This is a genomic window from Affinundibacterium danionis (assembly GCF_042432465.1).
Lineage (GTDB): Bacteria > Pseudomonadota > Gammaproteobacteria > Burkholderiales > Burkholderiaceae_D > Undibacterium > Undibacterium danionis.
This window is the reverse complement of record NZ_JBHLXJ010000018.1, coordinates 419,246-433,402: the sequence shown is the minus strand read 5'-3', so window position 1 is coordinate 433,402 and position 14,157 is coordinate 419,246. Positions and strand designations below refer to the sequence as shown.

The 14,157-nt window shown below is 45.6% G+C and carries 10 protein-coding genes; 5 read left to right on the top strand and 5 right to left on the bottom strand.

All coding sequences use genetic code 11. The features are described from left to right. Nucleotides 1-14: 14 nt before the first annotated feature. The 3 genes from ACFFJH_RS17950 to ACFFJH_RS17940 all read right to left on the bottom strand — a co-directional run bounded on the left by ACFFJH_RS17950 (nucleotide 15) and on the right by ACFFJH_RS17940 (nucleotide 4,147). Nucleotides 15-854: a substrate-binding periplasmic protein gene (locus tag ACFFJH_RS17950; protein WP_390214339.1), complete on the bottom strand. Its 840-nt coding sequence runs from the start codon at nucleotides 852-854 to the stop codon at nucleotides 15-17. Nucleotides 855-1,379: 525 nt separating this feature from the next. Beyond that, nucleotides 1,380-2,153 (bottom strand): substrate-binding periplasmic protein, encoded by a 774-nt coding sequence (locus tag ACFFJH_RS17945; protein ID WP_390214338.1) that lies wholly within the window; start codon nucleotides 2,151-2,153, stop codon nucleotides 1,380-1,382. A 161-nt stretch (nucleotides 2,154-2,314) separates the two neighbouring features. Beyond that, on the bottom strand, nucleotides 2,315-4,147 hold the full coding sequence (locus ACFFJH_RS17940; protein WP_390214336.1) for a DUF885 domain-containing protein: 1,833 nt from the start codon (nucleotides 4,145-4,147) through the stop codon (nucleotides 2,315-2,317). Between the two features lie 305 nt (nucleotides 4,148-4,452). Between ACFFJH_RS17940 and ACFFJH_RS17935 the strand changes: the two genes are divergently transcribed. The 5 genes from ACFFJH_RS17935 (at nucleotide 4,453) to ACFFJH_RS17915 (ending at nucleotide 11,266) form a co-directional block, all read left to right on the top strand. Beyond that, nucleotides 4,453-5,658 (top strand): serine hydrolase, encoded by a 1,206-nt coding sequence (locus ACFFJH_RS17935; RefSeq protein ID WP_390214335.1) that lies wholly within the window; start codon nucleotides 4,453-4,455, stop codon nucleotides 5,656-5,658. A gap of 172 nt (nucleotides 5,659-5,830) precedes the next feature. Next, the gene (locus ACFFJH_RS17930) at nucleotides 5,831-7,207 is read left to right on the top strand and encodes an HlyD family secretion protein (RefSeq protein WP_390214333.1); all 1,377 of its coding nucleotides are present in this window, start codon (nucleotides 5,831-5,833) and stop codon (nucleotides 7,205-7,207) included. Nucleotides 7,208-7,396: 189 nt separating this feature from the next. After that, nucleotides 7,397-7,771: a hypothetical protein gene (locus tag ACFFJH_RS17925; protein WP_390214332.1), complete on the top strand. Its 375-nt coding sequence runs from the start codon at nucleotides 7,397-7,399 to the stop codon at nucleotides 7,769-7,771. A 247-nt stretch (nucleotides 7,772-8,018) separates the two neighbouring features. Then, complete coding sequence (locus tag ACFFJH_RS17920; protein ID WP_390214331.1) at nucleotides 8,019-8,936, top strand: retroviral-like aspartic protease family protein; 918 nt, start codon at nucleotides 8,019-8,021, stop codon at nucleotides 8,934-8,936. Nucleotides 8,937-9,142: 206 nt separating this feature from the next. Continuing rightward, complete coding sequence (locus ACFFJH_RS17915; protein WP_390214330.1) at nucleotides 9,143-11,266, top strand: peptidase domain-containing ABC transporter; 2,124 nt, start codon at nucleotides 9,143-9,145, stop codon at nucleotides 11,264-11,266. Nucleotides 11,267-11,309: 43 nt separating this feature from the next. Here ACFFJH_RS17915 and ACFFJH_RS17910 read toward each other — a convergent pair whose 3' ends face one another. Both ACFFJH_RS17910 and ACFFJH_RS17905 read right to left on the bottom strand, forming a co-directional pair. Next, complete coding sequence (locus ACFFJH_RS17910) at nucleotides 11,310-12,770, bottom strand: N-acyl-D-amino-acid deacylase family protein (RefSeq protein WP_390214329.1); 1,461 nt, start codon at nucleotides 12,768-12,770, stop codon at nucleotides 11,310-11,312. A gap of 77 nt (nucleotides 12,771-12,847) precedes the next feature. Then, nucleotides 12,848-14,152, bottom strand: a complete 1,305-nt coding sequence (locus ACFFJH_RS17905) for an amino acid deaminase (RefSeq protein WP_390214328.1) — start codon at nucleotides 14,150-14,152, stop codon at nucleotides 12,848-12,850. Nucleotides 14,153-14,157 lie beyond the last annotated feature (5 nt).

Genomic DNA, 14,157 nt, shown 5'->3' with positions numbered 1-14,157 from the left:
CCTTATCATAGGGGCTACGATCTCCCTAGATTGAGGATGCGATTGATTTCTCCGTTTTTCTTGCCGCGAGTCAGCGCGATGTTAATCCGTTTTATCAATTCGCCATATTTATGTAAGCTCACTGCAAAATGTAACTCATCAATACGCAGAGGTTTGCTGAGTACCGTAAAATCGGATTCAGAAGCATCCAATACATGTGAGCGATCTACGTTTTGCATATGGTGTAGCAGGGCTTCGACTTCATTTGAATTGCTTTGCCTTGCGCCAAATAACATCGCGTCCATGCGCTTCATTGCGAGCTTTTTTAATCGTGCCACATGTGATGCGGTATCTTCTTCTACGGTAAATACATCGTTCTTCTTTTGGTCAAATTCGTCACCGTAACTGACTCCGCGCATCACACCGATAGTCTTGCCTTTTAAGTCATCGATATTCGAAAATGGAAAAGTATTCGTTTTGCGCGTTACTATCCACACATAGTTCGCATAAATCGGATCGGAAAAGCGCATGGTTTCTAAGCGCTCGCTATTTTTTGAAAGACCAAAGCCGATACCATCCCCGGTTTTGATCTGGTTGATTAGGCGCGCCATGGGATAGTATTCAATCTTAAAACTGACATTCGCTTCGCGTTCTAAAAATAGTAAGAGCTGACGAATATCTTCTTTGATCGGTATCACATCGCCTTTGTCGTTACGTAGTTCGCGTATCAGTAAATTGACTTTTTCAGGCATCGCTGCGCGGCAATCAGCGCTAAGATGAAAAGTGAAGAAGACCAGAAATAGAGAAATCAATAGCCCACAGTACAGTTGTCTGCCTATTCCTTGGTACATCGGTGAGAGAAGGATTTTGTACACAGGCGGCAGTCTTCCTTAGATGGTTTTTTTACGCAGAGTGCATGTCCTAAAAGGATTTGGTCTAATTGCTTGGTGATACCTATTTCTGTAAGAAAAGTATAGCGCTGTTTGAGTAGATGTCCAACGTATTTGCAGTGGCTCGTTAAACACAGATTTTATTGGTGGGTCCCCAATCTTACTTATACGATCTCGATGACGGTAGCTGTTCTCAGCTTGTGCCTTAATGAAAATCAGGATTACTTCAGGGGGAGGGGCAAAATTACTTAGATGCAAAAAAAAAAACGTCATCGCAAGCAAAGCTAGGATGACGAAAAAGGGAGGTTGAAACAATGCCTAGCTGCCTGATAAGGACTTACACTAGTATTGAGACGAGTCTAGTTTGCTTATCTTTCCAGTATTGGGCAATAACTTTGGGACAGACGGCGGTATTTAAGGGCTGAACCGTCGATTTCTTGGATTAAAATTGGGACTTGCTGGTGATGAGCTATAAGTCACAACACTAGTAAGCAGCCAATCGGTCGTTGACTACCTATAGTTATCCAAAACTCTTTGATAGCTGCCGTTGGCGCGAGCTTTTTTTAGACCTTCATTAAATTGGTCTCGCAAGCTAGCTTGATGAAACGCGACTGCATAGCTAGTTTTTGATTTAATTAAATCGTGATAGGTGAGTGGAACGCTGGTATCAAACTCTTTGCTCAATAGATTCTTGTAATGTTCAAAAATGTTTTTGTCGATAATAATTAATTGCACCCGATCAGCCCAAAACATTTTGTTCTGGCTTAATTGATTAAACGCCTGATTATAATTTTTCGGAAAAATACCATTCGCATCTGGACGGTAGTCCATCTCAAAGTCTGGCCCCAAATTGCGCCAGCCGTCTTGCCAGATGATGAAGCTGTAATGTTTTAACTCACTGAGTGACTTGAGTCTAATATCATGCTTTGCTTTGCTAATAACGATGTTTTGAAAATCAAGATAACGATCAGAGAAAAAAAGTTTTTCATCATTGTTTTCTTGTACCGTTGTGGCGCCATCGATTTCTTTCTCTTTGAGCGACTTTAGCATGCGTATCTTAGGTATGTTGACGACTTTGATGGTATGACCAGCATTGCCCATAATAAGCCTGACTAAATCGAGCTCTATGCCTGCATCTTGGCCGTTTTGTCGAAAAAAGTAGGGTGGACGATCACCGGCGAATGCAATCGTTATCTCTCCTGCATGCACATTGTCTGAACTTAGCGCGGCAATGCCAAGCAAAACTAAAACACTGTGTAGTAGATAATGAAAAATCGCTCTCATGTTTTGACCATGTCTGGTGAAGGGAAAACGTAGTGACTGGTTTCGCATTTATGAGTGGACAAGTAATTTGTATAGTGAAATCACTTGTTTTGTCCAAATTCGTCAATGTTTCCGTCACAGCTGCAGCTATAGTTACTACCACCCTAAGTTTTCTTCATCAATTACTTATTTTTTGCAATCCAGTGATCTACTTGCGCTTCTAGTATAGGCATGGGTAAAGTGCCGTCACCAATTATGACTTCATGAAATTTTGCGAGACTGAATTTATTGCCTAAGGCTTGTTCTGCTTTAGCGCGTAATTCCAAAATTTTTCGTGCGCCAATTTTGTAAGCTAAGGCCTGGCCAGGTAACACCATATAGCGTTCGATTTGGTTTTTAGCCCTTGCTTCACTATAGCCTAAATTTTTTTGCATGTAGCTAATTGCCTGCTCGCGTGTCCAGCCTTTGGCATGCATACCCGTATCGACGACCAAGCGCACTGCGCGCAATAATTCGTCATTCAAATGCCCAAAATAGTATTCAGGATTGTCATACAGGCCTAACTCTTTACCCAAAGTTTCAGAGTACAAAGCCCAGCCTTCGGTGAATGCTGCGCTATTGAGATTTTCCGTATTAAATTTTCGGTACAAAGGTAAGTCAATTTCTTTCAAAAGCGCTGCATGTAAATGATGTCCAGGTTGGCCTTCGTGTAAAAACAAAGTTGCCATACCCACTCGGCTGTATTTTTTAGGATCGTTCACTACCGGCCAGAATATACCTGGCACCGAGCCATCCGCGGCGGGCGGTGTGTAGTGATCTGAGGCTGTGGCGCGGCTCAACTCTGGTTCCAACTGTAACTCTAATTTTCCTTTGGGTAGTAAGTTGAATAATTCAGGTAATTTGGCGCGTACTTTGGCATCGATTTGACGATAGGCTTCGAGCACCTCGGCATCACTGTTAAAGGATTTGAATTTGTCTTGCGCTTCGACCCACTGCGGTAAGTCAATCGCCGGTCCTGTATAGCCCAAACGTGGTCCGAGTTCAGTCCATTGTTGTTGGATACGTGCGACTTCTTGTAAGCCCAGTGCGTGAATTTGTTCGGGTTTTAGATCCGTGGTGGTGTGGTCTTTGATACGCATCTGGTACCAAGCTGCACCGTTTGGTAAAGCATTGTAGCCAGTGCTCTCACGTCCCGCTTTTAGGTAATCTGTCTCTAAAAAATGCAGTAATTGGGTCAAGGCAGGATTGAGTTTGGTTTGTATAGTTTGTTGATACGCCTTGGTCAGTCTTTGCTTATCCTCAACCGAAAATTGCGCTGGAAAATGTTTGATAGGCGTGTAGTAAATACTTTGTTCTGCTGTCTTTGCAGCGAGCTGTTGGAATTGCGGCAGCATGGCGCGCGTGATTGATTTGGGATGCACAATGCCGCGTCGTATGCCTTCTTGCATATTGGTTTTGGCTTGCGCTATCCAAGCTGGTAGAAGCTCTAAACGTTTTAAATAGGCATAGTATTGCGCAACCGTCGTCAGTGGCTGTGCGCCATCACCACTGGCAAAATTGGCTAAAGTACTGGGGACGTTATCCATCTGATTGATAGGTAACAGATGTTCAGGGAAGTGTTCAAAATGCAGCGCACTCTCCAATTCAAACGCCAGCAAATCATAATTGAGCTGATCTTTTTCTGCCAAATGATTGCGTTTGATCTGTTTTAGTTGCTTCTGCATTTTATGCATCAAGGCAAATTGTCTAGCGCGATTTTGTGGTGCGATATTGATACCGAGTTGATCGTTGAAGCGGCCATCGCCATTGATGGTAGCGAACTGTAGTGGATCGAATTTAACGCGCGCGGTGTAAAACGCATCAGCCAACTCAGCGAGTTGTTTTTTACTTTTGATGACCTCTTGTACTGGTATGACATCGGCAGCAGTTGCCATATGAGTTTGGGTTAGTAACATACCGCTGGTGACTAAGGCTAGGGTAAGGCTGCTGACGGGTAATATTTTCTTGAATGGCATGGACATTTCCTATGAAATTTTACGTTGCGCTATTTTCCTTGCTTGCCTATTTAATATTTTCTAATTGCAAAGAAATCTGAATCAAGAATACCGTAGTTTATAACGGTCAGGTGTCAAAACCTTCAAATGGAGGAGATTCCTACAACAGCGAGGTTGATATTGATTAATTTATGGAAGTGAATCGTCGTAAGTAGGCGTAAATGGGTGTAAATGAGTGTGTTGCCCTGTAATGATTTGTAAAAAGTTATATTAGACAGCCTTGAGTGATTTAACTTTTAGTGATGTTAACCATTCTTGGATTCATCATGCATACATCAACACGGTCCCAACTCAGCGCCTTTTTGTCCTTCCATTCTGCGAACGTATCACGCACCGCAATCGCTCAAAAACGCCGTAAAGTATTGACCACCATGTTGGGCGCTGGCTTAAGCGCAATTATGTGCAGTGCTTGCGGTGGCAGCTCTAGTGCCAGCCCCAATTCCAGTGCCAGTAATAGTAATGTAAGCGGTGTCGCCACTGGTGGTGTATCAAGTTGTTCTGTCCAACAATTGGAAGCGGATATGAATAATCAGTTGGCGCAATTGTCAACAGATACCGATTTCTCATTCGCCGTAGAACGCGACGATGGTCGTCGTTATGTGTATCAGCGCGGCAGTTCGCGTATGCAGACTTTGTATGAATCGGCATCGACTTCGAAGTTAGTCAGTGCAGTGATTATTTTGCGACTGGTTGAACAAGGCTATTTGAAACTAGAAGATAAACCGCAAGATCGCATCAGCACTTGGCCGATAGCGGCGGGTTCGTCCTTAGCAGCAATGAATCTGGCGAATCTACTCAGCTTCACCTCGGGTCTTACCGAAGAACCACTATGTATCAATGCGGGATTTATGAATTTTGAATCCTGTGTGAATACGATTGCGAACGCCAATGCCAACAATCAAATGTTGCCGGGAACGGGATTTTATTACGCCAGCACACATCTGCAAGTCGCCGGTCTAATGGCGATCAAAGCGCGCGGAGTGGCTTCATGGCAAGAGGTGTTCAGCGAATTTAAGCAGCAGACTGGCTTATTTAAAAATGCGACTTATGATTTACCGTCGCTGAGTAATCCTCGTTTAGCAGGTGGTATGCATTGGACTGGCGACGAGTATTTAGATTTTCTCTCTGCGCTTAAAAAAGGCAAACTTCTCAATCCCAACTCCATGGCGCAATTGTTGACGGATCGTACTGCTGCAGCAAAATTAGTTTACTCACCTGCTGCCGCTTTGGGGGAAGTTTGGCATTATGGATTTGGCTCTTGGCATGAGTGCCAAAGCAGCAGTTTCAATTGCAGCCCCGCAGCCCGCATCTCCAGCCCTGGCGCTTACGGCGCCTATCCATTTTGGGATAGAAATAAATCCTATGTTGGTATCTTAGCGCGGCAAGGCAGCTTAGGCACTTTCACTCAAGGCGTTGCGCTAGAGCGTGCGATACGACCCAAGGTGGAGGCTTGGGTGGCTTGTGGCACATAAGATCGCATTGATGTGCTAAATCCATCTGCCAAATAATATTTATAAATTAATAAATTTAAAGAATATTATATATATTTTCTGTTTGTTGTATTTAAATCTATTTTTCAGCTTGTGCTCGTGCTTTAATTCATAAAATGAAATATTTTTTTGAATTAATTGGGCGGGCAAAAAAATGAGTTTCAAAGAAAACACAGAACCTTCAAGCGAGGTTTGTAGGGGAGATACTAGCCCACTATTTCGCCCAGAAGTCACCGCAGCACTTGGCAGTCAATGGATGGGCGCCATTCGCTTGGCGCAACCAATTTCAGCTTGGTTAATCGCGGGCGTAGCGATGTTAGTCGCCATCGCCCTGATCGCTTTCCTGAGTTTTGGCAGCATGACTAAGAAAGCGCGAGTCACCGGTATCACGGTGCCGACTGCTGGCAACATCAGTATCGCTGCGCCTAACGCAGGTATTTTGACACAAAGCCATGTGAAAGAGGGCGAGGTAGTTAAAACTGGGCAAGTCTTATTCACACTTTCTACCCTAAGACAAAACAGCCAAGGTGAGATTACTGCACTAATCGCTCATCAATTGCGCGCTCGTCAAGACACTTTGATTAGCGAGCAGCGCCTGCGCGAAACTGCAACAAACGACAAAAAAATCGCTCTACAGCAGAGACAGGCCAATCTACAAATCGAATCCGATCAAATCGATCAAGAAATCGATCTCGCCAAACGTCGTTTAAGTTTGTCGCAACAAAGCATAGAGAAATTCCAAACCCTACAAAATAGCGGTTATGTGTCCGCCGCCCAGACCCAACAAAAGCAAGAAGAGAATATCGATCTTGCGACGCGACTAAGCAATCTCCAGCGCAATAAAACCCAGTTGCAAGCAAATCAGGTCAACCTCCAATCCGAAATTAATACGCTAGCCAATACGTTGGCGACCGAACTAGCGCAGCTTGCGCGCGCCAAAGCTGGCTTACAACAAGAGATCGCCGAAAACAATAATCGTCACTCCAGCCAAATCATCGCGCCACAAGCGGGCATGATCACTGCCATTACCAATCAAACCGGACAGAACATCAATGGCGGACAAGTGCTCGCCACCCTCATTCCAGCGGTGGATGTCAGTAATGTGACTAATGCGCAAGATCAACACGCGCTGGAAGTGCATCTGTATGCCCCAAGCAAAACCGCAGGCTTTGTCAGTGCGGGCCAGCAAGTTCTGATTCGCTATAACGCCTACCCGTATCAGAAATTCGGACTGCAATCCGGCACAGTAATCGATGTCAGCAAAACCCCATTCGCCCCCAACGAATTACCACAACACCTAGCCAGCACCATCCTAAGTAATGCCCAACAAAATATCCTAGGTTTTAACAGTAACGAAGCTTTGTATCGCATCAAAGTTCAGCTCAAACAGCAAAGTATCAACGCCTATGGAAAGGCACAAGCGATCAAGCCAGGTATGACCTTAGAAGCCGACGTGGTGCAGGACAGACGCAAGATTTGGGAGTGGATCATAGAGCCAGTGTTGGCGGTAACGAGATCGGCTGCGCCGTAAAGTGAAGATAAAAATCTAGCGTATGAAATGCCAGCCATTGGCGCTAGTAAAGATTTGCAAGTGAGTGAGCATCAGCCCACTCACCGCAAAAAACCGTACACAGGTATTCGACACCTTGTACGGAGGCAGTAAAACTCATCGGTATAGGATCGATGGGTTCAACTTAACCATGTATAGGAGTAACACAAAATGCGTTTAATTTCAAATGAAGAGTTAGTGTTGGTAGGTGGTGGATCGACCAAAACAACTAAAACTCGAGCTGTATATACGCCGATGGGGGATTTTGCAGGTTATGAGGAGTATGACGATGGTGTACAAGAGGTCGAAATAATAGGTAATAGAATGACCGATGCTGAGAAAAGTGCATATGATCTACGTCAGTATTGCGATGCGCTGGCGCGGGAGGGGTTCAACAATATGAATGTCACTTCGGCTGTTCCTAGCGGGGCCTATGGTGGGGAAGCGGGAGGCAAAGTCGCGCTTGGTTCGGTTGAAATTAATTTGAAAGGAACAGGTTCACGAACTATTCCTGGAGCTTCAGCTACGGGACCTTGCAGACCGTAATTAGCATTTTGTTGGAGAACCGAAGGCGACGTCTAGGTTCTCCAGTCGCTTATTGGCATGGCAATTTGAGAAGGTTTGTCTTGCTAGGTTGGTAGATGGGTGCACATAGAAGTCCCAATCCTCTTTTAGTTAAGCGCATGGATACTTGCCGATAAGATGATTTTTATTTGTCACTATAAAGAATTATTTGGCAGGTGTATTCTAAAAATTAATTTGGATAAAGAGATATTTTTTCTCTCAAAATATAATGAAATTATTTAAAATTTTTACTTTATCGGCGATTGCCTTGGTTCTTATGTCAAGGGTGTCTTTCGCGATGGATAGATGCACTTCTGTACCGACACATTCATTGCCTATTAGTTACCAAGATGGCCATTTATTACCTTTGGTCAAGGGGACGATAAATGATAAAGAAGTTACGATGCTTCTTGATACAGGGGCAGCTTGGACTTCGTTTGTACCATCGGGTGTAAAAAAATTATCGTTATTCAGCATGGCGGTTGACCATAAAATAAGAGGCACCGCTGGTGAGTCATCGGCATCTATCACAAAAGTTAAAACATTCGAATTTGCTGGAATAAAAAACGAGAATCCCTATTTTTTTGTCGTACACAATCTAGGATTTGATCCATATTTCGATCTTATTTTAGGCGCGGATTATCTTCTAAAGAAAACTATTGAGATTAATGTTAAAGAGGGAAAAGTGTACTTTTACGATAAATTCGATTGTGATATTAATGTTTTCCGTCGAAAAAAAACAGAGTCATTTGCGGTCAAATTTTTTGGTCTGACTGAAGATAATACCAAACCAAAATTTACCGTTACGATCGGACCGCACACATTTACGGCAATTATTGATACCGGGGCATCTAAGTCAACGATGCTCATTAACACCGCGCGAAAAATTGGCATACCTATTGATTTTAAATCAGCAAAAAATATTGATTGGGTTTCTGGCGTTGGGGGAGACGTTAGAGCGATGTCTATTGGTATAACAGAAGTGAAAATTGACAATCATATTGTCGATCAAAAAGGTTTTTTTGTAAAAGACAATCCTATCTCTCCAGACTCCGATGTGACTGATATTATTCTCGGACTGGATTTCCTTAAGAAATATTCAGTGATTTTTGACGTAAAGGCACAGAGCATTATTTTTGTTAAATAGATTGCTTTGGGATCACACGTCATTGTGTTCTATCGAGTGTTTTATTCTCCGTCAAAATTACTACGAACCATAAATTGCATAAGTGCTCGCCTGCAACTTTGAAAAAATAAATGCATAAATAAGGTCAATGAGATCGGTTCTTTAACGCGTAATGATTTTGACGCACCTACTGTTAGATGCTTGTGCTTCGGAAATAAATAATGGAAATGTCACCAATTCTCCAAACTGAGTCCTCAGAATGCGGCCTAGCTTGTCTCGCCATGATTGCCAGCCATTTCGGTCACCACACCGATCTCGCTGATTTACGTCGTCAATTTTCCATTAGCCTAAAAGGTGCAACGTTGGCGCAATTGATGCGTCATGCCTCGTCTATGCACTTGAATTCTCGTCCACTGCGTTTGGAATTGGATGAACTCAGTGAACTAGCTTTGCCTTGCATTTTGCATTGGAATTTGAATCACTTTGTTGTCCTGAAAACAGTCAAAAAGGATTTGCGTGGTCGCGTGACTTTGATCTTGCTTGACCCAGCGGTGGGGGAGCGTAAGGTATCTTTAGAAGAAGCTTCACAGCACTTTACAGGTGTGGCATTGGAGCTGAGTCCTAATCCTGAATTCAAAGCGAAAGATGAACGCAAACAAGTCAACCTGCGTGATTTGACTGGGCCGATTATTGGTTTGCGGCGGGCGATAGTTCAGGTCTTGGCGTTGGCGTTTGCTTTGGAGATATTTGCGATCGTTGCGCCTTTGTTTAATCAGTTTGTGATTGATGATGTGATTGTCAGTGGAGATAGAGAATTGTTGGTGGTCTTGGTGTTTGGTTTCGCTTTACTGATGGTCACGCAAACCGCAATCGGGCTGGCGCGTAGTTGGTTTCTCATGCGCTGGAGTATGGATGTGAGCATGCAATGGTCGGCGCGCGTGTTGGCGCATTTGGTGCGTTTACCCGTTAGTTATTTTGAGAAGCGTCACTTGGGTGATGTGGTGTCGCGCTTTGGCAGTATCGGTGCGATTCAAGGCACGTTGACCAGTATGTTTTTGGAGACGGCGCTAGACGGATTAATGGTGCTGATGGCGCTAGGCATGATGGTGATGTATAGCGTTAAATTGACTCTGCTGGTGGTGGCTGCGGTGTTTATTTATGCATTATTGCGTTGGGCGTTTTATCAGCCGTTTCGTGAGGCTTCGCAAGAGCGTTTGGTGTTGTCGGCCAAAGAGAGTAGCCATTTCTTAGAGACTATGCGCGCGATTACGCCTTTGAAATTATTTGGCCGCGAAACCGAGCGTTTGGCACGTTGGCAAAATCTGAAAATGGACGTGCAGAATCGCGATATCAAGACGCAAAAAATGTCGATCTTGTTTAGCGTGAGTAATACTTTTATCTTTGGTATTCAAGGACTATTGCTGTTTTACATCGGTGCTGGTTTAGTGATGGAAAACGCATTGACGGTCGGTATGTTGATGGCGTTTTCCAGTTATGCGGGGACTTTTACAGGACGTATTTCTAACTTAATTGGTCTATTCGTCAGCTACAAAATGCTGAGTGTGCACAGTGAACGTTTGGCCGATATCGTCTTGGAAGAAGCTGAAAAAGACGCTGCGATAGAGACCGATGTATCAAGAATACAGGCCAGTATCACGCTGAAGAACGTGAAGTTTCGTTATGCCGATGGCGAGCCTTGGGTATTAAACGGTGTGAATTTGACGATACCTGCAGGACAAAGTATTGTCTTGGTCGGCCCTTCAGGCTGCGGCAAAACGACCTTGTGCAAAATTATTTTGGGCTTGCTTAAACCGACCGAAGGCGAAGTCTTAATCGATCAGATTCCTATCACACAATTGGGACTAAGTGCTTACCGCCGATTAGTAGGAACCGTGATGCAAGAAGATGTTTTACTGGCAGGATCGATCAGTGACAATATCGCTTTTTTTGATAGTCATAGCAATCAAGCCAAAGTCGAACTATGCGCACAAGCTGCGGCTATTCATCAGGATATTGTGGCGATGCCTATGGGCTATCAAACCTTGGTCGGCGATATGGGGAGTAGTTTGTCGGGTGGACAAAAGCAACGCGTCTTATTGGCACGAGCCTTGTACAAACAACCTAAAATCTTAGCCTTGGATGAAGCAACCAGTCATCTAGATATCGAGAATGAGCATAAGGTCAATCAGGCATTGGCGCAATTGTCGCTCACTCGCATTATGGTGGCGCATCGACCCGAGACGATCAACGCAGCCGAGCGTGTCGTGATGTTGAAAGATGGCTTGGCGGTGGAGGTGCGTGCCGCATTGAATTCTCTTGCAAGAAACGATGAGGCTGAATTAGTCGCCTAACTAACTAGTACATACATACAACGGGCTACTAATTCAGCGTCTATTAGACAGCAAAGCGTTCGCTCTCCCTTTCTAAAAAACGCCCAGTTCTGACAGCGTTGACCTTGCCGTCAGCCAAGGCAATCGCACCATTCACCAAGACCCAGCGTATCCCTGTCGCTGCTTGCTTGGGCGAGGCAAAAGTTGCTTGATCGGAGATCGTTTTGGGATCAAATACAACCAAATCTGCCCAGCAGTTGAGTGCAATTCTTCCACGCTGTTTTAAACCAAAATGATCGGCAGAGAGTGTGGTCATGCGCCGTACTGCTTCAGCTAAGGTGAAGAGTTTTTTCTCGCGACCGTAGTGACCTAAGACGCGTGGGAATGCGCCCCATAGGCGGGGATGGGGATGGCTATCGTGCGGCAATCCATCCGAACCTATCATGGTATGGGGATAGCTCAGAACTCTTTCCACGTCGTCTTCACGCATCTGAAAATACACAGCACCAGCGGGATGTAATCGACGTGCAGCTTCTTTTTGATCGACTTGCCATTCATCTGCGATGTCCGCGAGATCGCGGCCTTGCATTTCTGGATGCGGCTGTGAAAAACTGATCATGATACGAATCACACCATCGACATAATCTGGATCGAGAACCGTGGAGCCGGCGGTGTAAGGATAGGCGTCGAGTCCAACTGCTTGGGTTTTGCGACGTTCAGTGACGTAGGCCAAGGTTTCTGTGGTACGCCCCCAATTCGCTGGGCCTGCGCATTTGTGATGAGAAAGAATGACCGGCAATTGTGCCTCTAGACCTGCATCGCAGGCTTCCGCCAAGGCGTCGAGCACGCCATTGTATTCGTCGCGAATATGCGAGGTGTACACACCTCCCGCAGCGGCGCTGATTTTTGCTAATGCAATGACTTCGGCATTGTCAGCGGCTTTGCTGGTTTGATAGAACAAGCCTGAGCTAAATCCCAATGCTCCTGCATGCATGCCTTCCGCTAACAGATCTTGCATGACTTTGATCTCGTCATTGTTTGCGCCGCGTTGTAAGTCCGCGACCGCATTGACGCGTAGAGTTGAATGTCCGATGAGTACACCCACGTTCACCGCTGGCTGCGCTTGTTTGACCGCTCTCGCATAGTCTTGCACGCTAGCGTAGCGGTAGTCTTTTTGAGTACCGATTAAACTCAGTGGCGCTGGTGGTGTTTTATCTGCCAACCATGGTGACAAACTGATGCCGCAATTGCCCGTGATGACAGTCGTTACGCCTTGCGTCAATTTCGGCAACATCGCTGGTGCATCGATGACTTCTCTATCGTCATGGGTATGGACGTCGATGAAACCGGGTGCAACAGCGAGGCCTGTGGCATCCAGAATTTCATCGCCATGCAAACTGAGTGCGGGTGCGATCGCGACGATTTTTTGGTCGGCGATCGCAATGTCGGCACGATACGGCGCGGTGCCGCTGCCATCGATGACGTCGGCATTGCGGATGATGATGTCGTAGCTTGGTGTTTGCATGGTTTTTTTGTAGAGCGGGTGCAACCCGCGCAATGATTAATAAAGTTCGGCGGTGCGGGTTTCAACCGCCCTACAGTTTAGAAAAAAGTATTCACCGCCGATTGCACTTGGTAGTCATCATCCACCACTAAGATCACAGGCCATTTATCAAAAGTTGTACAAGGATGTGAAATGCCACAAGCGACCAAATCACCCACTTGCAGACTGGCGCAGATCGCGCTGTCTCTTGGCAAGCGCAAATATGCGTGTTGGTCATTCATTTTTTCTATCTTGCAGCCAGCGGGTAAATCGCATGGCTGTGACTTGTCACCTGGTCTATGCGTTTTTACTGGGAAAGGTAGATCGATATCGTAAGATGCGTCACGCTTACCCATCATCAAGATTGCCAGATCGGGTTCAGGCCGTGATTGCACTATGCTCCAGACTTCTAACGCGGGGCGTAAATTGTCAGCTTTGACCACACTTTCCCGTGTCTGCATTTCTTGCAATAGATGATGATAAAAGCCATGGTCATGGGTGACATAACAGCCGCTGCGTAGAATGGCTGTGACGGGGCGCGAGAGCTGCATGGTTTGCTCGAAGCCTCGCCCTACTAAATCAAAATAGGCTGAGCCACCAGCCGATAACAAAATCTGCTCGCCAGCAAACAAGCCCTCATTATCTGCTTGTTGGGTGAGGGTGATTAAGTCGTTAATAAAGGCTCTCACCGCGATTAAATCTTGATCGCGGTGCTTACCGACCAATAGGCCTTCGTAACCTTCTATGCCAGCCAGTTGCAAGTAAGGGCTCTGATGAATTGCCCGTGCCACCGCTAATGCTTCGTCTCGGTTGCGACAGCCAGTGCGACCGCCCACAAAACCTAGTTCGACTAACAGAGGGAGAGGGCGATCCAAGCCTGCCGCTTGTACTTGCTCCGCCATGCGCTGTACGCCATCCAGCGAATCAGTCAGTGCGAAAAATTCAAAAGCCGGATCTGCTTGCATTAATGCCAGCACCGCTTGCGTATCACTGCGACTGATCAATTGATTCGCGAGTAGTACACGGCGCACGCCGAAGCGATGCGCGACCAAGGCTTGGTTCACGGTCGCGAGCGTAATTCCCCACGCACCGTTTTTTAATTGCATATCAAATAGCTGCGGCGACATCGTGGTTTTGCCATGCGGCGCGAGTACGACCTGCATGCTGTCACAGAATTTTTTCATCCACTGCAGATTGTGCTGCAAGGCGGATTGTTTTAGTACGGCGACTGGGAAGCTAGTGTCAGCATTCAGCACATTCCAATGTTGTTGGGCGATGTCCTTTTGTTGCAAAGGCTGGGTTAATGCGAGGCCTTTGGTGCCGGGCAAGAGGGTTTGTTGATCTAATGTGCTGAGATTTAACATGATGC